The organism is Streptomyces sp. CBMA123, from assembly GCF_014596465.1.
Classification (GTDB): Bacteria; Actinomycetota; Actinomycetes; order Streptomycetales; family Streptomycetaceae; genus Kitasatospora.
The window spans coordinates 1-20,309 of record NZ_MECK01000069.1; the positions used below are offsets into that span (position 1 = coordinate 1).

The 20,309-nt window shown below is 74.1% G+C and carries 19 protein-coding genes and 1 pseudogene; 7 read left to right on the top strand and 13 right to left on the bottom strand.

The genetic code is table 11. From position 1 onward, the window contains the following. Positions 1–49: 49 nt before the first annotated feature. Positions 50–937, bottom strand: coding sequence for an MBL fold metallo-hydrolase (locus BG452_RS10850; RefSeq protein ID WP_188304028.1), 888 nt, complete (start codon positions 935–937; stop codon positions 50–52). A gap of 232 nt (positions 938–1,169) precedes the next feature. Here BG452_RS10850 and BG452_RS10855 point away from each other — a divergent pair, with 232 nt between their 5' ends. Then, positions 1,170–1,952, top strand: coding sequence for an SGNH/GDSL hydrolase family protein (locus BG452_RS10855; protein WP_188304029.1), 783 nt, complete (start codon positions 1,170–1,172; stop codon positions 1,950–1,952). Between the two features lie 7 nt (positions 1,953–1,959). Here the strand turns inward: BG452_RS10855 and BG452_RS10860 are convergent, their stop codons facing one another. Continuing rightward, positions 1,960–2,388: a DUF2809 domain-containing protein gene (locus BG452_RS10860; RefSeq protein ID WP_188304030.1), complete on the bottom strand. Its 429-nt coding sequence runs from the start codon at positions 2,386–2,388 to the stop codon at positions 1,960–1,962. A 142-nt stretch (positions 2,389–2,530) separates the two neighbouring features. Here BG452_RS10860 and BG452_RS10865 point away from each other — a divergent pair, with 142 nt between their 5' ends. After that, a complete protein-coding gene (locus BG452_RS10865; protein ID WP_188304031.1) occupies positions 2,531–3,943 on the top strand; it encodes a DUF2252 domain-containing protein in 1,413 nt (470 codons plus the stop codon). Positions 3,944–4,021: 78 nt separating this feature from the next. Here BG452_RS10865 and BG452_RS10870 read toward each other — a convergent pair whose 3' ends face one another. Genes BG452_RS10870 through BG452_RS10880 form a run of 3 tightly spaced genes read right to left on the bottom strand, consistent with a single transcriptional unit; the run spans position 4,022 to position 6,847 of the window. After that, positions 4,022–4,708: an alpha/beta fold hydrolase gene (locus tag BG452_RS10870; protein ID WP_188304032.1), complete on the bottom strand. Its 687-nt coding sequence runs from the start codon at positions 4,706–4,708 to the stop codon at positions 4,022–4,024. 28 nt (positions 4,709–4,736) lie between these two features. After that, positions 4,737–6,287, bottom strand: a complete 1,551-nt coding sequence (locus BG452_RS10875; protein WP_317620982.1) for an MFS transporter — start codon at positions 6,285–6,287, stop codon at positions 4,737–4,739. After that, on the bottom strand, positions 6,284–6,847 hold the full coding sequence (locus BG452_RS10880) for a helix-turn-helix domain-containing protein (RefSeq protein WP_188304033.1): 564 nt from the start codon (positions 6,845–6,847) through the stop codon (positions 6,284–6,286). The genes BG452_RS10875 and BG452_RS10880 overlap by 4 nt, the downstream gene beginning before the upstream one ends. Before the next feature lie 179 nt (positions 6,848–7,026). Here BG452_RS10880 and BG452_RS10885 point away from each other — a divergent pair, with 179 nt between their 5' ends. Further along, positions 7,027–8,370: a DUF5685 family protein gene (locus BG452_RS10885; protein WP_188304034.1), complete on the top strand. Its 1,344-nt coding sequence runs from the start codon at positions 7,027–7,029 to the stop codon at positions 8,368–8,370. Between the two features lie 56 nt (positions 8,371–8,426). Here BG452_RS10885 and BG452_RS10890 read toward each other — a convergent pair whose 3' ends face one another. Beyond that, positions 8,427–8,582, bottom strand: coding sequence for a hypothetical protein (locus tag BG452_RS10890; protein ID WP_188304035.1), 156 nt, complete (start codon positions 8,580–8,582; stop codon positions 8,427–8,429). Then, a complete protein-coding gene (locus BG452_RS10895; RefSeq protein WP_188304036.1) occupies positions 8,575–8,718 on the bottom strand; it encodes a hypothetical protein in 144 nt (47 codons plus the stop codon). Before BG452_RS10895 ends, BG452_RS10890 begins: the two co-directional genes overlap by 8 nt. A gap of 208 nt (positions 8,719–8,926) precedes the next feature. On the opposite strand from BG452_RS10895, the gene BG452_RS10900 reads away from it, so the two are divergent. Continuing rightward, on the top strand, positions 8,927–10,153 hold the full coding sequence (locus BG452_RS10900) for an alginate lyase family protein (protein WP_188304037.1): 1,227 nt from the start codon (positions 8,927–8,929) through the stop codon (positions 10,151–10,153). A 185-nt stretch (positions 10,154–10,338) separates the two neighbouring features. On the opposite strand, the gene BG452_RS10905 is transcribed toward BG452_RS10900, so the two are convergent. Next, the gene (locus tag BG452_RS10905) at positions 10,339–10,908 is read right to left on the bottom strand and encodes a TetR/AcrR family transcriptional regulator (RefSeq protein WP_188304038.1); all 570 of its coding nucleotides are present in this window, start codon (positions 10,906–10,908) and stop codon (positions 10,339–10,341) included. Between the two features lie 103 nt (positions 10,909–11,011). Here BG452_RS10905 and BG452_RS10910 point away from each other — a divergent pair, with 103 nt between their 5' ends. Together BG452_RS10910 and BG452_RS10915 are read left to right on the top strand one after the other, a co-directional pair. Then, positions 11,012–11,482 (top strand): DUF1348 family protein, encoded by a 471-nt coding sequence (locus tag BG452_RS10910; RefSeq protein WP_188304039.1) that lies wholly within the window; start codon positions 11,012–11,014, stop codon positions 11,480–11,482. A gap of 146 nt (positions 11,483–11,628) precedes the next feature. Then, positions 11,629–12,669 (top strand): PD40 domain-containing protein, encoded by a 1,041-nt coding sequence (locus BG452_RS10915; RefSeq protein ID WP_188304040.1) that lies wholly within the window; start codon positions 11,629–11,631, stop codon positions 12,667–12,669. 90 nt (positions 12,670–12,759) lie between these two features. On the opposite strand, the gene BG452_RS10920 is transcribed toward BG452_RS10915, so the two are convergent. From BG452_RS10920 to BG452_RS10930, 3 genes are all read right to left on the bottom strand, one after another. Then, positions 12,760–13,353, bottom strand: coding sequence for a hypothetical protein (locus BG452_RS10920; protein WP_317620983.1), 594 nt, complete (start codon positions 13,351–13,353; stop codon positions 12,760–12,762). Positions 13,354–13,463: 110 nt separating this feature from the next. Then, positions 13,464–14,390, bottom strand: a complete 927-nt coding sequence (locus tag BG452_RS10925) for an alkaline phosphatase family protein (protein ID WP_188304041.1) — start codon at positions 14,388–14,390, stop codon at positions 13,464–13,466. Positions 14,391–14,482: 92 nt separating this feature from the next. After that, positions 14,483–15,475 (bottom strand): phospholipase D-like domain-containing protein, encoded by a 993-nt coding sequence (locus BG452_RS10930; protein ID WP_188304042.1) that lies wholly within the window; start codon positions 15,473–15,475, stop codon positions 14,483–14,485. Positions 15,476–15,782: 307 nt separating this feature from the next. On the opposite strand from BG452_RS10930, the gene BG452_RS10935 reads away from it, so the two are divergent. After that, positions 15,783–17,051: a serine hydrolase domain-containing protein gene (locus tag BG452_RS10935; RefSeq protein ID WP_188304043.1), complete on the top strand. Its 1,269-nt coding sequence runs from the start codon at positions 15,783–15,785 to the stop codon at positions 17,049–17,051. 24 nt (positions 17,052–17,075) lie between these two features. On the opposite strand, the gene BG452_RS10940 is transcribed toward BG452_RS10935, so the two are convergent. Both BG452_RS10940 and BG452_RS10945 read right to left on the bottom strand, forming a co-directional pair. Continuing rightward, a complete protein-coding gene (locus BG452_RS10940; protein WP_188304044.1) occupies positions 17,076–19,493 on the bottom strand; it encodes an ATP-binding protein in 2,418 nt (805 codons plus the stop codon). 348 nt (positions 19,494–19,841) lie between these two features. Then, positions 19,842–20,309: pseudogene (locus tag BG452_RS10945) on the bottom strand (hypothetical protein); the annotation flags it as partial.

A 20,309-nucleotide genomic window follows, 5' to 3' on the forward strand; every position in this document is an offset into this window, starting at 1 on the left:
CCTCAGCCCGCCCCGGTCACCGGTGCGGCCTGGTCACCGCGCGGACCGGTTACCAGCGCACCGCCGCGAAGTCCACCGGCTCGGTCCGCAGCGCCCGGGCGCGGACGGCCAGGGCGCGCAGCCGGCGGTCCGCCTCCTCGGCGGGCATCCGGTGCTTGTCGCCGTGGCCCGGCAGCAGCCACTCGAAGCGCAGCGCGTCCAGGCTGCGGTCCAGGGAGGCGGACTGTTCCTCGATCGAGTACCAGGTGACCGCCTCCTGCACCTCGATGTCCTGGTTGGTACGGGACCAGTAGAGGCTGTCGCCGCTGAAGCAGTAGTGCCGGTCGGCGACGTAGAGCACGCTGCCGAGGGTGTGGCCGGGGAAGGGGTGGGCGACCAGGCCGGGCGAGATCTCCACCGGGTCGGTGCCGCGCAGCACCCGGTCGGCGTCCGGCGCGGCGGCGAGGTCGCCCTCGTGGATCCAGAGCCGGGCGCCCAGCCGGTCGGCGTACTCCCGGCCGTGGGCGGCGTGGTCCCGGTGGGTGAGCAGGACGTCGGTGACCGGGCCGAGCGCCTCGTAGCGGGCGGCGAGCGCCTCGCTGTAGCGGGGGGTGTCGATCATGACCCAGCCGGCGGGGCGGCGGCAGAGGTAGGCGGTGGCGCCCGCCGTCTGCCGGGAGTTGTGGCCGAGCATCAGCACGTCCCCCTTCTCGTCCTCGTCGAGGGCGAGCGGGAACGGGTCGGTCGCCGGGTCGAGCCGGCCGGTGCCGGGGCGGATCGAGCGGGTCGGGCAGGCGTGGGCGGCGGCGAGCAGTTGACGGCGTTCGGCGTCGTCGCGCGGCTGGCGGATCAGCTCGGACTTGCGGGCGTGCTCGCGGATCAGGTCGGGCGCGAGCTGTCGGGCGACGTCGCAGTTGGTGCAGCGGTCGTCGACGGTCCAGTTCTCGGAGCGGTTCATGGCAGGTGTCCCCCAGGAAGGAACGGCGGCCGCAGCGACGCGCCGTGCTTCGAGCATCGTCCTGGCGGTCCGGAAATCGGAAGGGGGCGCGGATCTTGTGGTTTTCCGGGCCCGCCGCTCTGCGGGCCGGGCCGGGCAGGGCAGGGCAGGGCAGGGCACGTGGCCCATCTCACGTGCCGCCAGGGTCACCTACGGTGGCGTAGGTCACTTGAAGAGGTGAACTATCTCTTTCATGCCGAACCTCCAGGAGACCCTTGACCTCAGTTCGTACGCCGCCCTCGGGGACAGCTTCACCGAGGGCCTGAACGACCCCGGTGCTGACGGCGCCTTCGCCGGCTGGGCCGACCGCCTGGCCGGGCTGCTCGCCGACGGCCGGCCGCCGGGCGGGTTCCGCTACGCCAACCTGGCGGTGCGCGGACGGCTGCTGGACCAGATCGTGGCCGAGCAGGTGCCGGAGGTCCGTCGGCTCCAGCCCGACCTGGTCACCTTCTGCGCCGGCGGCAACGACATCCTGCGGCCCGGCAGCGACCCGGACGAGGTGGCCGGCCGCTTCGAGGCCGCGATCGCCCAACTCACCGAGAACGCCGGGACGGTGCTGATCTGCACCGGCTTCGACACCCGCGAGGTGCCGTTGCTCAAGCACCTGCGCGGCAAGATCGCCACCTACAACGGCCACATGCGGGCGGTCGCCGACCGCTACGACTGCAAGGTCGCCGACCTGTGGTCGCTGCGTGCGGTGCAGGACCGCCGTGCCTGGAGCGAGGACCGGCTGCACCTCTCCCCGGAGGGCCACCAGCGGGTCGCCCTGCTGGCCGCCCGCTCGCTGGGCCTGCGCACCCAGGAGGACCCGGAGGCCCCGTGGCCGACCACCCGGACCCTCACCCCCGCCGACCAGCGGCGGGAGAACCTCCAGTGGGCCCGGGAGTACCTGATCCCCTGGGTCGGGCGGCGCCTGCGCGGCGAGTCCTCGGGCGACCACGTCGAGGCCAAGCGGCCTGACCTGCTTCCGCTCTGACGCTCCGTCAGTCAGCGGCGCCGGACACGGCGGTCCCGCAGGACCGCCGTGTCCGGCGCAGCAGGGCCCGGTGCGGCAGCGCGGCGCCCGCCGCGCCGACCAGGTACCAGAACAGGTCCGGCGGATGGAAGGTCGACCCGAGCACCAGGTGCACCAGCCCGCTGTGCCGCCCCCAGGCGTCCGGTAGCCCGGTGGCCTGGAACAGCTCCACCGCCCAGCTCACCCCCGCCGCCCCCAGGGCCGCCCGCACCGGCCGCACCCCCGGCGCGACCAGCACCACCAAGGCGTACACCAGCACCGTGTAGAGCGCGTCGCCCGCGTACTTGGCCACGTCGCCGGACAGCACGGCGCGCACGCCCAGGCCCGCCGCCACGGTCAGCAGCGCGGCGCCGGCCGCGGACAGCCGGGCAGCCGGTCCCCTCCGAAGATCATCCACCCGCCCCACCGTACGGCCCGGCCCACCCGTCACATCCGCACCCCCGCCCCAGGAACCACCGCGCGACGCCGGACGTCACTCCCCCTGATGAGCCATCCGTGCAGGTCACGGGCGGGAGTTCGAGCAAGGCGGGCGGGGAACAGTGACGGACCACGGGAACACCACGACGCGGCGGCAGTTCACCGTCCCCGGATTCGCGACCGGACCGGACGGCCGGGCCCTGCGGGCCCGCGAGCAGGGCAAGGCGCTGCGGGGGCGCGTCCCCCGGGAGCGGCACTCGGAGTTCGCGCCCGCACCCGACCGGCCCACCGCCGTGGCGGCCATCGAGGCCTCCAACGCGGGCCGGATCCCCGGGCTGGTGCCGATCCGGGTGGGCCGGATGGCCGCCACCCCGTTCGCCTTCCTGCGCGGCTCGGCCGGACTGATGGCCGCCGACCTCGCGGGCACCCCGGTGACCGGCGTCAGCGCGCAGCTGTGCGGGGACGCCCACGCCGCCAACTTCGGGCTGTACGGCGACGCGCGCGGCCAACTCGTCATGGACATCAACGACTTCGACGAGACCGTGCCCGGCCCCTGGGAGTGGGACCTCAAGCGGCTCGCCACCAGCCTGGTGCTGGCCGGGCGGGAGACCGGGGCCGGCGAGACCACCGCCCGGGCGGCCGCCCAGCACGCGGCCGGCTCCTACCGCCGCACCATGCGCACCCTGGCCAGACTGCCCGCCCTGGACGCCTGGAACGCCGTGGCCGACGAGCGGTTGGTGGTCTTCACCGAGGCACACGACCTCGCCGAGGTACTGCGGAAGGTCGGGGCGAAGGCCCTGGGCAACACCAGCGCCCGCTTCGCCGCCCGCAGCACCACCCGCACCACGGACGGCGGTTGGCGCTTCACGGCCGCCCCGCCGGTGCTCACCCGGGTCACCGACGCGACCGCCCGGGCGGTGGCCGAGTCGCTCGGCCCGTACGTGGCCACGGTGCCCGCCGAGGTGCGCACCCTGCTGTCCCGCTACCGGGTGCAGGACGTGGCGTTCCGGGTGGTCGGCACCGGCAGCGTCGGCACCCGCTCGTACGTGGTACTGCTCACCGACCACCGGGACCAGCCGCTGGTGCTCCAGGTGAAGGAGGCCCGGCCGTCCGCCCTGCTGCCCTACCTGGACGGCGGCAGCGGGCAGCAGCCGGACGGGCACGAGGGCCGGCGTGTGGTGCTCGGCCAGAAGCACATGCAGGTGGTCAGCGACACCCTGCTCGGCTGGACGACCGTCGACGGACTCCCCTACCAGGTACGGCAGTTCCGCAACCGCAAGGGCAGTGTCGACCCGGCTGCCCTGCTCCCGGCCCAGGTCGACGACTACGCCCGGATCACCGGCGCCCTGCTCGCCCGCGCCCACGCCCACACGGCCGACCCGGGCCTGCTGGCCGGCTACTGCGGCAAGAGCGAGGCCCTCGACGAGGCGGTCGCCGCCTTCGCCGTCGGCTACGCCGACCGCACCGAGGCCGACCACGCCGACCTCCTCACCGCGATCCGCAACGGCCGCCTCCCCGCCGAGCAGGGGGTCTAGGCTCTTCGCCTGCCTGCCTGCCCGCCGGGCAGGCAGGCAGCCAGGCAGGCAGTCGTCTCCGGGTGACGGCCCGCCCGTTCAGCCGGCCAGGAACGGCGCCACGGCGGCGATGTACTCGGCGGGCCGGGCGCTGTGCACCAGGTGCCCGGCCTCGATGGTGACCAGCCGGCAGTCCGGGATCAGCCGGGCGAGTTCGGCGATCCGCTCCTGCGGGACGTGGCTGTCCCCCGCGCCCGCGACGGCCAGGGTCGGGGCGGTGATCCGGGCCAGACCCTCCCGCCAGGCCGGGTCCGGAGTGTCGATCTGCGCCTTGATCGCCCGGACCATCGCCCAGTCGAAGTGCGCCGGTTCCTCCGCGCCCTCGGTCGGCACGCTGGCCGGGCGCGGGTACAGGGCGGGGATCTCCTCCAGGACCAGCCGGTTCACCCGCTCCGGCGCGGCCTGGGCGAGCAGATAGGCGACCGCCCCGCCCATCGAGTGGCCGACCAGGTCGACCCGGTCCAGGCCGAGCGCGTCCAGGAAGGCGAGCACGTCCTCGCGCATCCGCTCCAGGCCGTAGTCGGCGGTGCGGCCGCTGTCCCCGTGGCCGCGCAGGTCGAGCGCGTACACGTGGTGGCCGGGGGCGAGGTCGGGCAGCACTGCGTCCCAGTCGGCGGCGCGCTCGCCGAGGGCGTGCAGCAGCACCAGCGGCGGGCCGTCGGGATGTCCGCTCTCGCGGTAGGCGAGCGTGACCTCGGGAAGCTGCACCGTTCGTACTGTCGTCATGCCCGCCACCGTACGCGCCGGCCGGGCCCTAACGGACGGCTGTTCGCCCTCGGCTCACCGGGACGGGGGTCCGTTCCGGCCCGGTCGCCCGGCCGGCGAACACCGAGGCCAGCACGGCGAGTCCGGCCACCGCCGCGCAGACCAGACTGGCCGCCAGGTACGCGGAGCGGTGGCCGCCGCCCCCGGCGGTCTCCCGCAGGTACACCCCGGACAGGGCGGAGACCGCGACGGCCGCCGCGATCCGCTGCGCCATCTGCAGGATCGCCCCGCTCACCCCGGCCGCCTCGGCGGGCGCGTGGCGCAGCACGTAGGCCTGGTTGGTGGAGCCCATCAGTCCGACCGAGGCGCCGCTGAGCAGTTGGAGCAGGGCGAGCAGCCAGGGCAGCACGGCGACGGGCGCCCAGTGGGCGACGGCTCCGCTGAGCAGCATGGCCAGCGCGGACCCGATCATCCCGATGGTGACGGTGCGCCGGCCGAGCCGCCGCACCACCCGCCAGGCGAGCGCGGAGGCCGTCGCCATGGCCAGCGCCGAGGGCAGCGAGACCAGGGCGGCGCCCATCGGGGACAGGCCCAGGCCGTCCTGGAGGAACATGGTCAGGACGAGCGAGGCGGCCAGTGAGGAGCCGAACTGGGCCATCGCGGTGGCCGTGCCGAGCGCGTACGGCGCGGAGCGGGTGAGCGCGGGGTGGATCAGCGGGTTCCCGCCGGTGCGGGCGTAGCGGCGCTGCCACCCGACGAGTGCGCCGAGCAGTGCCAGCGCGCCGGCCGCGAAGGCCAGCCAGCCCGCCGGGCCGGGCGGCTGGACGAAGGGCAGCATCAGGAGCAGGGTGAGCGCGCCGACCAGCAGCAGGCCGAGCAGGTCGAGGTCCTGTCCGGCGGATGTTGGCGGACCCGGCAAGATCCGCCGGACAGGGCCTGCATCGGCGTTGCGGCTGGCGGGGCGGGGCTTGGGCAGGTGACGGACGGCCAGCAGGACGGTCGCCAGGCCGAACGGGACGTTGAGCAGGAAGGTGAGCCGCCAGCCGAGTTCCGGGCCGGCCACCGCCAGCACCAGGCCGCCGACCGGCGGGCCGAGGGCGAAGGCGAGGCTGCCGGTGACGGCGTACATGCCGAGGGCGCGGGCGCGCAGCTGGCCGTCGAAGACGTCCTGGAGGGTGCCGATCATCTGGGAGTTGACCAGGCCCGCGCCGACACCCTGGAGGAGCCGGGCGGCGATCAGCACCGTCGGGTCGGTGGCGGTCGCGGAGACCAGGCTGACCAGGGTGAACAGGGCGAGGCCGGTGACGAAGAACCACTTGCGGCCCTTGACGTCGCCCAGCCGCCCGCCGGGGATCAGCGCGAGGCCGAAGGCGAGCGAGTACCCGGCGACGATCCACTGGAGGTGGGCGGGCTGGGCGTGCAGGGTCTCGCGCAGGGCGGGGATGGAGGTGTTCAGCACGGACTGGTCGAGCAGGGTGGTGAAGCCGCCCGCGACGCAGACCAGCAGCACGCGGCGCCCGGCGGCGTCGAAGCGCTCCTTCGGCGGTTCGGCGGCCGGGCGCCCGGCTATCGGCCCGGTGGGGCCGTCGGCGGCGCTCACGGCTCGACCACCACGAGGGCGTAGCGGGCCTCACCAGGGCCGAGGCTGCGGAAGCGGCTGGTGCCGGAGCCGTAGCGCAGGCAGTCGCCGGGGCCGAGCAGTTGTGCCTCGCCGTCCAGGCTCAGCTCCAACTGCCCCTCGAACAGCCAGAGGTGGTGCTCCAGTCCGGGTGGACAGGGGCGGTCGTAGGCGATGTCGGCGCCGGCCGGGAGGCGGCCTTCGATGATCTCCGCGTGCAGTGAGCCGTGCGGTGGGGAGACCGAGCGGCGGACGAAACCGGTGGCCTCGTCCTGCCACCGCTGCTGGTCGTCGGCCCGGACCAGCCGGGCCGGGCCGGACTCCACCTCGGCGAGCAGCCGGGACATCGTCCGCCCGTACACGGCGCACAACCGCCCGAGCAGCGCGGCGGTCGGGCTGACCTCGGCCCGCTCCACCCGGGACAGGGTGGAGCGGCTGACGTCGGCGAGCCGCGCCAACTCCTCCAGGGTCCAGCCGCGTTCGACCCGCAACTCGGCGAGCCGCCCGGCCAGCCGCTCGTCGGCGGCGATGTCGATTCCCATATCCGTGATGCTATCCCGGATATGGGATGGCCTGCCGGGGAGTTCGGGAGCTTGGTGAAGATCTGACGTCGGCTCGGCTCCGCATCAGCCCACCCCCGCCCCCGACCGGCCGGCGATCATATGATGTGCGCCGACAAAAGGGCCGTTCAGCGGCCCATCGGGCGAGGGGGACCACGATCGTGTTCGGCATCATCAGACCGTGCAGGCACCGACTGTCCGAGCAGCTCCAGACCTCCTGGATGGCGCACCTCTGCGGACTCTGCCTCGCCCTGCGGGACGACCACGGGCAGCTCGCCCGGACCGCCACCAACTACGACGGGCTGATCATCTCCGTCCTGGTCGAGGCCCAGGCCGAGCGGGAGGACTCCTCCTGGCGCCGCACCGCCGGGCCCTGCCCGCTGCGCGGCATGCGGAGCGCCTCGGTCGCCAAGGGTGAGGGCGCCCGGCTGGCGGCCGCCGTCTCGCTGGCGCTCGCCTCGGTGAAGATCCGCGACCACGTCGAGGACCGGGACGGCGTGTTCGCCCGCCGGCCGGTCGCCGCCGGGGCCCGCGCGGTGACCAGGCGCTGGGACCGCAAGAGCGCGGGCAGCGCCTCCACGGTCGGCTTCGACACCGCCGTCCTGCTCGACGCGGCCTCCCGGCAGGGCGAGTTGGAGCGCTCACTGCTGCCCGGCAGCTCCGTCCTGCTGGTCACCGAGCCCACCGAGACCGCCACCTCGGCCGCCTTCGCCCACACCGCCGTGATCGCCGGCCGCCCCGGCAACGCCGCCCCGCTCGCCGAGGCCGGGCGGCTGTTCGGCCGGCTCGCCCACCTCCTCGACGCCGCCGAGGACCAGACCGCCGACGCCGCCTCGGGCGCCTGGAACCCGCTGACCGCCACCGGCACCGACCGTGCCGAGGCCGAGCGGCTCTGCCGGGACGCCGTGCACGGCATCCGGCTCGCACTGCGCGAGGTCGAACTGACCGACCGGGCACTGGTGCACGTCCTGCTCGGGCACGAGACGGAGAGCGCGGTGGACCGGGTCTTCGGCCGGGCCGGACACGGCGCGGGCTGCCGCCACGGTGCCACCGGCGGGGCCGCCGCCGAGCACCCGCAGGACGCGCCGCCGCGTCAGACCCCGGACCAGGCACCCGTCCCCCCGTGGGCGCCCCAGGGCCCGGGCTTCCCGCCGCCCGGCGGGAAGCCGCCGCAGCCGCGCGACCTGCTCGCCGGGTGCGCGATGTGGGCCCTGATGGCCTGCACCTGCCGGCTGCTCTGCTGCGAGCACGAGGACCCGTTCAGCCGGGAGCGGCGCAAGGGCTTCTGCGAGCGGCACGACTGCTGCGACTGCTGCGACGTCTGTGACTCCGACAGCTGCGGCACCTGTGGCAACTGCTGCAGGTGCGGATGCGGCGGCGGCGACTCCCACGGCTCCGGAACCGGCGGGTGCGACGGCTGCGGATGCGACGGCTGCGGGTGTGACAACTGCGGGTGCGACAACTGCGACTGCGGCTGTGACGGCTGCTGCTGCGACTGCTCGTGAGCCGTCGCCGTTCGTGAGCCGTCACGGCGCCGTGAACGGTCAAGACGCGCGTACGGTCAGCGCTCGTCGGACCCCGCCTGCGGCTGATCGGGCGCCACCGGCCCGGGGTGCCCCCGCAGCACCCCGGGCCGGTGCGCGTCGTGCCGTTCCGGGCCGCGCCGCCACAGCGGCAGCACCGCCACCGGGCCGGGCGGCTCGACGACCTCAGGCATCACGCCCCGCCACTTCCCGGTCCGCCGCCAGCGAGCTCTCCAGCCCGGCCAGCAACTGGCGGAACCGCTCGGTGTCCTGCTCCGTCATCCGCCCCTCGGGCGCCGCCCCCGACCACTCGGCCGTCCTGTCGTCCATGGGCCCGACGTTAGGCGGCGGCGATCAACGGGCGATAAACGAGAGGCGGGTGGGGCGCAAGGGGTCGGACGCCGCCGGACCGCGCGGTGCGGGGCGGCTTGGCGTGTTCACGCGTCGGTGGTTCAATGCCACTCGTTAGGAAGGTTTCCTAACACCCCACCACCGGACCTGAGCACGACCTCCTCCCCCACCGAGAGGTGACTTTCCCATGGGTCGTAGCACCACCAGGAACACCGCCCGCCGCACCGCCCGAACGCTGATCGCCGGTGCCGCCCTCGCCGCCCTCCTCCTGCCGACCGCCACCGGCCCCGCCGAGGCCCGTACCCCGGTGCCCGCCGCCCGGCCCGCCGCCGCCTTCCAGCACCCCGGAGTACTGGTCGGCGCGCGGCAACTGGCCTTCGTCAAGGGCAAGCTGGCCGCCGGAGCCGAGCCCTGGACCTCCGCCCTCGCGGACCTGCGGGCGAGCAAGTACGCCTCGCCCGACTGGCAGCCCAAGCCGCGCGCCACCGTCGAGTGCGGGTCCAGTTCGCACCCAAACAACGGCTGTTCGGACGAGCGCGACGACTCGATGGCCGCCTACGCCCACGCCCTCCTGTGGACGCTCACCGGCGACCAGCGGGACGCCGACAAGGCGATCTCCCTCATGGACGCCTGGTCGGGCGTGATCCGCGAGCACACCAACACCAACGCCCCGCTGCAGACCGGCTGGTCGGGCAACAACTGGGCCCGCGCCGCCGAGCTGATCCGCCACTCGGGCGCCGGCTGGTCCACCGGCTCGGTCGACCGCTTCGCCACCATGCTGCGCACCGTCTACGTGCCGCTGCTGACGCCCGGCAGCCCGCGCAAGAACGGCAACTGGGAGCTGATCCAGACCGACGCCCTGATGGGCATCGCCGTCTTCCTCGACGACCATGGCCTGTTCGACCGGGCCACCGACCTGTGGCGGCACCGGCTGCCCGCCTACGTCTACCTCTCCTCCGACGGGGACCTCCCGGTGCCGCCGCCGAAGGCCGGGATCCAGGGACAGTCCGCACTGGTCACGTACTGGAACGGCCAGTCCACCTTCGTGGACGGACTCTCCCAGGAGACCTGCCGGGACTTCGGCCACACCGGCTGGGGCCTGGAGGCCGCCGCCCAGACCGCCGAGACGGCCCGGCTCCAGGGTCTCGACCTGTGGGGCGAGGGGCGCGAACGACTGCTCAAGGCCCTGGAGTTCCACACCGGCTACGACAACGGCGCGAGCGCCCCGGACTGGCTGTGCGACGGCTCGCTGAACACCGGGCTCGGCCCGGCCGTGCAGCTCGCCTACAACGAGTACCACCTGCGCGAGGGCCTGGCGATGCCGCAGACCGAGCAGTACGTGGCGGCGCACAGCCCGTTCGGGGCGAACTACTTCATCGGCTGGGAGACCCTCACCCACACCGACGCACCCTGAGCCCGGACACCGGACGGCGACGTCCGTAGCGGCGGGCGGGTTCCGGCCCCGGGACCCGCCCGCCCCACCCTGCCGCCCCACCCCTCCGGGAACAGCCGCTCCAGGAGGGCAATGTTATGAGGAACCTTTCCTTACGATATGCATCGCCGACCGCTCCGACGCCTCCTCTGCTGCCCCGGCCCCCTTCAGCCCCGTCCCGCCAGGGCGGCGTCCAGGAGCAACCGGGCGGCCTCCCGGGCGTCGGCGGCGGCGCTCGGATCCCCGTGCACGGCCGCGACGGTGATCGCGCCCTCGGCGAGCAGGGCCAACTGGGCGGCGGTGGCGGGCGGGGCGCCGGCCGCCTCGGCCAGCCCGGCCAGGTAGCCGGCGAACTCCGCCTTGTGGTGCCGGGCGGCGGCCGCCACCGCCGGGGTGCCGGCGCCCAGTTCGCCGAAGGCGTTCACGAAGGCGCAGCCGCGAAAGCCTGGCTCGGCGAACCACCGGCCGAGCCAGTCGAACACCGAGAGCAGCTGGTCCCGGGGTGTGCCGCCGGTGCGCGCGACGTGGACGGCCAGGCTCGCCCGCCAGCGCGCGTCGCGGCGCAGCAGATAGGCCTCGACCAGCTCGTCCTTGGACGGGAACTGCTGGTAGACGCGGCGCATGGTCAGCCCGGAGGCGGCCCGGACGGCGTCCATCCCGACCGCCTGGACGCCCTGTCCGTAGAACAGCTCCTCGGCCGCGTCGAGGATCCGGGTCCGCGGGTCCACCTGTTCCATCTGCCGTGCCCTTTGCGTGAGAACGATGATTCTCCTAGGGTAGCGACTGAAGCGAGAACGATCGTTCTCACTGTTGGAGCACCCGTTCCCGAGGAGACACCCCGTGACCGAACAGCGCCCTCCCGTACCGCCCTTCACCGAGGAGTCCGCCCGCCGCAAGGTCCGGGCCGCCGAGGACGCCTGGAACACCCGCGACCCGCAGCGCGTCGCCCTCGCGTACACACCCGACAGCAGCTGGCGCAACCGCGCCGAGTTCCTCACCGGGCGCGAGCGGATCGCCGCCTTCCTCACCCGCAAGTGGCAGCGCGAACTCGACTACCGCCTGGTCAAGGAGCTGTGGGCGTACGGCGGCGACCGGATCGCGGTCCGCTTCGCCTACGAGTGGCACGACGACGACGGCCAGTGGTACCGCTCCTACGGCAACGAGAACTGGGAGTTCGACGAGCACGGCCTGATGGCCCGCCGCCTCGCCTCCATCAACGACCTGCCGATCACCGCCGACGAGCGCCTCCTCCACTGGCCCGCCGGACCCCGCCCGGACGGGCACCCGGCCCTCACCGAACTCGGCCTCTGAACGCTCCCGGCCCTACGGAGCAAGCGGGCTGACGCCGTGTCCGGCAGCACTGTTCCAGGGCTGTGACACAGCACGCATCGGGTGCTGACCTCGGACTGGCAACCTCCTTGTCGAAAGCGACAGCACCATCCGAGGGGGACCCTGCCATGCCCGTGCGCAACAGATTCGGCACCGCCGCCGCCATCGCCCTGATGACCACCGCGAGCGCCGTCCTGCTCGCCGCCTGCGGCCCCGACAACAGCGACCCCGGCTCCGCCGCGCCGAGCGCGACCGGCTCGGCGGCCCCGGGCACGGCGGCGCCGGGCGGCGGAGCCCACTCGGGCAGCCCCGCGCCGGGCGGCAAGGAGGTCAACGGCACCTCCGCGGCCAACCACCTCACGATCAGCACGGGCACCAAGACCGTCGCGATGAACGGCACCACCGTCGACTTCGGCACGGTGGTCCGTGACCTCGCGTGGTCCCCCGACGGCAAGAAGGTCGTCTTCGTCAACGGCGACGGCGACCTGGTCACCGCCAACCCGGACGGCAGCGGCAAGTCCACCCTGGCCAAGGCCCCCAGCGGCGAGGCCTGGTCCCACCCGACCTGGCAGCACGCCGCCAAGGGACCCAGCGGGGACTCCGTGCCCAACGAGACCGAGCGCTACAACAACATCGTGTTCGCCGCCGCCAAGGGCGGTGTGCTGCGGCTGGCGACCGTCCCCGCCAAGGGCGGCACCGTCGCGGACCTCACCCCGCACAACTCCGAGGGCGGCGACGCCGGCAGCGAACCGCAGCCGCCGCAGACCGGCAACACCTGGGCCAACGCGGGCGGCCAACAGGCGGAGATCGCGTACGCCAACACCCCGGCCGACGAGGTGTACATCTACGACGACTACATCCGCCCGGCCACCCAGGACATCGGCAAGGGCTCCCAGCCGGCGCTGTCCGCGGACGGCCGGGCGATCGTCTTCGTCCGCTCGGTGAACGGCCACGACCACCTGTTCACCCGCGCCACCGAGCACGGGAAGTCGGCCGAGAAGGACCTCACCCCCTCGGCCACCACCGACTACACCGAGCCCGCGTGGTCCCCCGACGGCAAGACCGTCGCGGCCCGCACCCCGGACGGCGTCAGCACCGTGCCGGCCGACGGCTCGGCGGCGCCGGCCCAGGTCTCCACCATCAAGGGCCTGCCCTCCTACCGGCCCTGACGGACCCTGGGGCAATCCAGCCGGGGCGCTCCGGCCAGAACGCTCCGGCTGGGACGTTCCAGCTGGGGTGCTCCGGCCAGGACCCTCCGGCTAGGACGTTCCGGCCGTGCGGGCCAGCTCGGCGCGCAGCTCCGCGAGGTGCTCGTCGGCCGACTCGTGCGGCCGGAACTCCACCACGTCCAGGAAGCGGAACAGCACCCGGGTCTCGGTGACGGCGTACTCGTAGTCACCGAACCCGACCACCGCCCCCGTCCCGCCGCGCGCCGCGCCACGGACGGCGGCGGCGGTCAGCCCGTCCGCCGCGCCCTCGGCGGTGACCTTCCGGCGGGCGTTGGGCAGGGCCAGGTACGGGCACACCATCGACGCGTACAGCATGCAGGCGCGGTGCCCCGGGCCCTCCATGGTCGGCGCGAGGTTGCGGTAGGGGCGCCCGGCCGCGAGCGCCTCCGCGATCGCGGCGCTCTCCGCCGGACCGACCACCCGCCACACCGGCCCGCGCGGCATGAACGCCCCGCACACCGAGCAGCGGCGCTCCAGCGCGCAGTGGGCGCTGCGCCCGTGGTCGGTCAGGGCGAACTGCGGCCGCCCGTCCTGCCACGGCGTGATCGCCGGCACCGGGTACCCGCGCCCGTCCCGGGGGCGCTCCCCCACCTCGTCCGGCATCGGGACCTGTTCGAATCGCACGCCCCTATCGATACCAGGCGGGCGGGCCCCCGGTCGAGTGCCCCGGGACGCCGGACCGGCGACCGCGGGGCGGCCGCCGGTCCGGGGTGGACAGCACCCCGTGCGGAGGGTCAGTTCCAGATGCCGGTGATGTCCGTCACGCCGGCCGCGTTGCCCGCGTGGCCGCTCGCCCCGGAGAGGTCCTCCAGGGTGCGCAGCACGTTGTAGTGGTTGTAGGTGGTGGCGCTGCTGCTGCCCGGGGTGACGTGGGCGCCGTAGAACAGGGTCGGGATCCGGTTCCCGGACAGGCTGTTGTCCTCGTCGAAGGTGACCACCAGCAGGCTGTTGTGGCTCTGCGCCCAGGTGGCGTACGCACCGAGGTTGTTCTTGGTCCAGGTGTCCCCGGTGCCGACCGAGCAGTCGTGCATGTCGTTGCAGAGGTTCGGCACCACGAACGACACGTTGGGCAGCGTGGTGTAGTCGGTCGGGAACTGGGTGAAGGTCTTGGCGCTGTTGACCGGCACGTTCCCGAAGCCGAACCAGGGGTTGTGCTTCTGCGCGTACTTGCCGCTGCTGCACACCGTGCTGCCCTGGCTGGGCAGGGTCTCGTTGTAGCTCGCCCAGGTCTTCCCGGCGGCGAGCACCTCGGACGCCAGGTTCGGGGACTGGAACCCGCCGACCGTCACGCAGCTGTCGTCGACCCTGCCCTGGGTGGAGCCGGAGAACAGGGCGTAGTAGTTCGGCTCGCTCGGGTGGGTGATCGCGTAGGACTGGGTGAGGCTGGCGCCGCCCGCCTTCAGGGTGTTGTTGAGGTACGGGGCGCTGCTGCTGCCGATCACCTGGCCGAAGGCGTGGTTCTCCAGCACCACGACCACGATGTGGTCGGGAGTGGGCAGCCCGGCTGCCTGGGCGGTGGTGGCGGTGGCCGCCCACAGCCCGGCGGAGGCCGCGACCAGCGCGACGGCCGAGCCGATCGCGGTCGCGGTGCGGCGGGAGCGGGGGCGGGGGCGGGGGGCGTCGTTCAGGGGCTCGTTCAGGGGCTTCGCGGACGAAGACATGACGTTTCCTCGGGTGGAGGGCGGCCCCGGCACGGGGCCACCCGGAGGGGAGGTGACGGAACTACCCGGAGTGCCGACCGGCCGGAACGGCCCTAGTAGGCCGTGCCGTTGGCGAAGTCGGTGGCGAAGGTCGACTCGATCGTGTTGAGCACCCCGGAGTCGGAGACGATCAGGCCCAGCTCGCGGTTGTTGTTCAGCGAGTTGTCGGAGAAGTTCTCCGAGCCGGCGAACACCTTGGCGGTGGCGGTGCCGTAGTCGGCGACGACGGCCTTGGCGTGGATGTACAGGCCGGTGGTCGAGGAGTAGGTGACCACCTTGGCGCCGGCCCCGGTGACCTCGTCGAAGTAGGAGCCGTACGAGCTCGGGTTCATGCCGACGACGCGCACGGTGACGCCGCGGTTGGCGGCGGCGGTGATGGCGTCCACCAGGGCCGGGTCGCCGAACTCCAGCTGCTGGACGTCCAGGGAGGTCTGCGCGCCGTTGATCAGCGCCAGCAGGCGGTCCTGGGAGTCGGTGGGCGACCACACCAGGTTGTCGCCGTCGGAGGGGGTGATCGAGGTCTTGGCGTAGTCGGCGGCGAAGACCCCCTCGATCGCGGCCACGTCGTTGGCGTCGGTGTCGAAGACCCCGTAGTCGCGGCTGCTGGAGTAGTACGTGGAGTCCAGGTTCCCGGTCAGGATCAGGGACTTGGCGCCGTCCACGGTGACGGTCTTCTGGTGGGTGTAGACGAACGCCGAGGAGGAGTACGTCACCCCGACGCCCCCGGCCTTCAGGGCGGAGTAGGCGGCGCCGTTGACCGAACTGTGCTTCCCGTCCAGGATCACCCGGACCCGCACCCCGGCGTGCTGACGGGCGATCAGGGCGTTCACCGCCGTGGTGTCGCGCAGCTCGTACATGGTCACGTCGACGGACGTCGTGGCCGAGCCGATGAGGCTGTAGACCGCGCCGTGGTCCTGGTCCGGGAAGACGATCGTCGAGTACGTGCCGGTGACGGCGTCGGCGTGGGCGGCGCCGGAGGCGGATATCAGTCCGGTGCCGACGAGCAGCAGCGCACCGGCACGGCGCGCGAACGTGGCCAGGGGCATGGGGACTCCATGGTCGGTGAGGGGGAAGTCGGCGCGTGGAGGCACCGGGGAGCACGCGGCGCACGGCGTGGACACGACGAACGGGCGCTCGAACAGGATGCGGGCGCGCCGGTCGACGCGGGTAGACGACGGGAGGTAAAACCTTGCCCCCGGGCCGGGAAACGAACGGTGCGGGTGACGAAACGACCCGACAACGGATGATGCGGGCAATCGCGTTCACATTGCCCCGATCCCCCTCAACCGGTGATAGTGATCTTCATACGACGCGATCCCGACAGCGCGTCAGCTCACGAGAGAGTCGAGGAACATGGCCAAGACCCGCCTGCTGCGCCCCTTCGCGGTGGCCGCCGCCGCTGCCGTCCTGGCGGCGACCGCAGCCACCCCCGCCCTGGCCGCCGACCGCGACGCCCCGGCCCTGCCCACCCCCGACACGGCCGGCGTGCTCAGTGCGCTTCAGGCCACCACCGCCGCGGGCGCCCCGGGCGCCTTCGCGGTGATCCGCGACCACGGCGACGACGACCGGACCCGCTCCCTCACCGTCGGCAAGGCCGATCTGGACGGGACCGCGATGAACTCCGCGTGGAGGTTCCGGGTCGGCAGCAACAGCAAGATGTTCAACGCCGTTCTCGTGATGCAGCTGGTGGAGGAGGGCCGCATCGACCTCGACAAGCCGCTGCGCGACTACCTCCCGGCCGGCACCCTCCCGGACGGCTGGACGATGACCGGCCGTCAGGTGATGGAACACCGGGCCGGCATCTACGACCACACCAACGACCTGCTGGAGCAGTCCGGCGAGGAGACCACGGCCGCCTTCGAGGCCCGCATCCGCTCCAAGGTCTACACCCCGGCCGAGATGGTCGCCATGTCCGTCAAGCACGGAATCCAGTACACCCCCGGCAGCCGCTACTCCTACTCCAACACCGACTTCGTGCTGCTGGGCCTCGCCGTCGAGCACCTCACCGGCCGCCCGTACGCCGACGTGCTGCGCGAGCGGATCATCGAACCGCTCGGCCTGGAGCAGACCTCCTTCGTCGTCCCCGACCAGCGGATCGCGGGCGACCACATCACCGGCTACCTCACCAACGACGACCGCACCAAGCCGCTGCTGGACTCCACCGAGCAGACCGGCTCCTGGGTGTGGAGCGCCGGCGCCGTCATCTCCTCCGCCGAGGACCTCGACCGCTTCCTCACCGCGCTGATGGCGGGCGGCTCGGGCGGCCTCGTCTCCGACGACTCGCTGCACCAGATGGAGGCCGCCCTGCCCACCCCGACCGCCAAGATCTCCTACGGGCTGGGGCTCCGCCGCATCTCGCTCACCTGCGGGGACGTGTACGGGCACGGCGGCATCGTCCAGGGCTTCCAGACCCAGTCCTTCACCACCCCGGACGGGCGGCGCTCGGTGGTGGTCTTCGCCAACGCCTCCAACAACGGCTCGGTCACCCAGGGGCTGATGAACGCGCTGGAGCCGGCCTTCTGCGGCAAGAAGCCGGCCGTGCAGGACCACCGCGGCGTCCAGAACCAGCGCAGCGTCCAGGTCGACCGCGGCCTGCCGGTGGTCGAGGACACCCGGATCTGACCGGTGCGCCGCGGCCGGGCCCCGCTACGGGGAGAGCCGGCCGCGGCGGCCGTCCGCGCTGAGGTCGGTCAGCGCCTCGGTGAGGATCTCCCGGGCCTCGTCCGCCCGCCCCTGCTCGATCAGCGCGGTGCCGAGCTCGGTCAGCGTCTTGGTCATGCTGTCCGGGCGCCCGATCGCCTCGTAGTGCACCAGCGCCTGCCGGTAGGCCTTCTCGGCGGCCGACCAGCGCTTCAACGCCGCCCGGTCCTGGCCGAGTTCGTGCGCCGTCATGGCCGCCAGCAGGTGCATCAGCGGCGAGGACCAGCGCTCCACCAGCTCCAGCGCGCCCGCCAGCGCGCGGCGGCGGGAGTCCACCGCCTCCTCGGCCCGGCCGAGGTGGCGCAGGCAGGTCGCGGCGCCGCGCAGGGTGACCAGCCGGCCGATCAGCGCGGCCCGGTTGTCGACCTCGGCGAAGGCGTCCGCCGCCCGCTGGTAGCTGTCGCTTGCCTCCCGGTAGCGCTGCAGGTGCCGCAGCCCGGAGCCCAGGTAGGTGAGCGCCCAGCCCTGCTGCTCGTGGTCACCCAGACTCAGGGCCAACTCCAGGCCCTCGCCGGCGAGTTCGACGCCGCGCTGGTAGCGGTGCAGACAGGTGACGTACGTCCAGGCCAGGTAGTTCACGTGCACCGCCTCGGCCCGCCGGTCCCCGCTCGCCCGGGCCGAGTCCACCGACAGCTGGAACACCTCGGCCCAGAGGTCCCAGCTCAGCAGGCGGTCGGAGAACCAGTGCATCGCCTCGGCGGTGTCGATCACCTCCCGGTGCCGGCCTTCCCGCTGCGCCCGGTACAGCGCCGCCAGCCACTCCGGGTACTCCTCCTCCAGCCAGCGCGCCGCCTCGGTCAGCGGCACCGACGGATCACCGGCGGTCCTCCCGTGGCCGGCCTCCTCGTGACCGGCCGCCGTGTGGTCCGGGTCGAACCGCAGGCCCCGGGCCGCCGCCTCGCGCAACAGCCAGCTCCCGGCCTCCGTGCGGGCTCCGGCCACCGCCTCGGCCGTCTCGTCGGCGGCCAGCCGCTCGCCCGCGTAGAGCCGCACCAGGTCGTGCAGCCGGTAGCGCTCCGGGGTGGCCGGCTGCACCAGGCCGGCGTCGACCAGCTGCTCCAGGACCAGCTCGGTACGAGTGGCCGACAGCCCCGCGTAGCGGGCCAGCACGGCCGCCGTGAAGTCCTGGCCGACGGTCAACGCGCAACGCCGGAGCACCCGTTGGGACTCGGCGGGCAGCCGGCGGTAGGACAGCTCGAAGGCCGGGCGGACCGCCAGGTCCCCCGTCTCCAGCAGGTCCAGGCGGTTCTCCTCGGCGGCCAGCTGACGCACCAGCTGGGCCACCGGCTGCTGCGGACGGGCGACCAGCCGCTGCCCGGCGATCCGCAGCGCCAGCGGCAGGTAGCCGCACAGCCGGGCCAGTTCGGCGGCGGCGTCCGGCGCGGCCTCGACCCGCTCGGGCCCGGCGATCCGGGCGAGCAGGGCGGCGGCCTCCACCGGGGAGAGCACATCGAGCCGCAACCGGTGCACCGCCTCCAGACCGGACAGGACGTGCCGACTGGTCACGATGGTCACCGCCGGCCCCGAACCGGGCAGCAGCGGACGCACCTGACTCTCGTCGACGGCGTTGTCCAGCACCAGGACCAGCCGGCGCTCGCGCACCAGGGCGCGGAACAGCCCGGCCCGCTCCTCCGTCCCGGCCGGCACCGCGCTGTCCTCCACCCCGAGGGCGCGCAGCACCTGGCCGAGCGCCTCCCGGGCGGGCAGCGGGGTGGCCGCCGTACCGCCGAGGTCGAGCGAGAGCTGACCGTCCGGGAAGTCCTGGGCGAGGGAGTGGGCGGCGTGCAGGGCGAAGGCGGTCTTGCCGAGACCGGGCTGACCGCTGATCAGCACCACCCGGGGGTGGACGGGGTGCCGGTCGGCGGTGAGCGCGGCGAGTTCGGCGAGGGCCTGCTCGCGGGCGGTGAAGTCGGCGAGGTCGCGCGGCAGGGCGAGCGCGCCCGGCGGCGCGGGGTCACCCCCGGGCACCGGGAACGCGGGAGCTGCGGGGGGCGCGGGAGCTGCGGGGGGCTTGGGGCTTCCGGCGGTCTCCGGGACGGCCTCCAACGCGGCTTCCGGTACGGCTTCCGGTACGGCCGGGTGTACGGCCCCGCCCTGCGGCGGCACCTGCCGCACGCCCCGGGGGCGGCCGAACTGCGCGGCCCGCTCCAGGGCGGCGGTCTGCGGGCCGTCCAGCCCCAGCGCGGCGGCCAGCGCCTGGACGGTGCGCCGCTGCGGCCCCCGGGTGCGGCCGCGCTCCATGTCGCCGAGGGCGCGCAGGCTGACCCCGGCTGTCGCGGCCAGGTCCTCCTGGGTCAGGCCCGCCGCCACCCGGTGCCCGGCCAGCAGGTAGCCGAACTCCCCGGTTCCGCTCGCAACCGTCATCTGCCCGCCCCGCCCCTGGTCCGCGCGCACGCGGTTCTGCCGCAGTTTCTGCCGGACAGCGTGCCGGGCAGATCCCCTCAGGCAGAAGTATGCCCCGGCGGAAGTACCGCGCGTACCAGGCCTCCGCCTGCGGGGACGCCCGGGACGCGGCCGCCCGGCGGCCGGCTCCGCCCGCCAGAACCGCCGGTAGTTCCGCCTGCGGCGCTGGTGCGGGAGGCAGTTGTGCGCTGGGACCGTCGTCGATGTTCCCGCCTGCGGGCCGCCGCGCCCCCGGCCGCCGACCGGGACCTGTCCCGCCTCCGCCGCCGGCTCCCCCGTGCGGAGGAGCGGGAACGCGACGGCCCGGCCTCAGACCCGGCCCAGCAGCTCTTCCCGCCGTCTGGCCTCCGCCCCCTCCACGCCGCGGCCGAGTTCGGTCAGCAGGTCGGCGAGCAGCCCGTGCGAGCGGGCCTCCACGGCGGCGTCGCCGACGGTGCGGCCGAGCGCCACGGCGAGCTGGGCCGAGGACAGTGCGGCGTCCCGGCGGCCGAGGGCGTACAGGGCGCGGGCCCGGCCGTGGGTGGCGAGCACCGCCGCCACGCCGCCCGGACGGTCACCGGCGGAACCGGCCGTCCCGGCGGTGGCGAGGCGGACCGCCTCGTCGGCGTGGGCGAGCGCCTTCTCCGGAGCGCCGACCAGCACCAGCGCCTCGGCGAGCCCGGTCAGCGCGCGGACCAGCAGGTGGCCGGCCGTCGGAGTGCGGGCGGCGGTCACCAGGTCGGTGAGCAGCGGCAGTGCCCGGTCGTACTGTCCGGCCCGCACCAGGGCGGCCGCCAC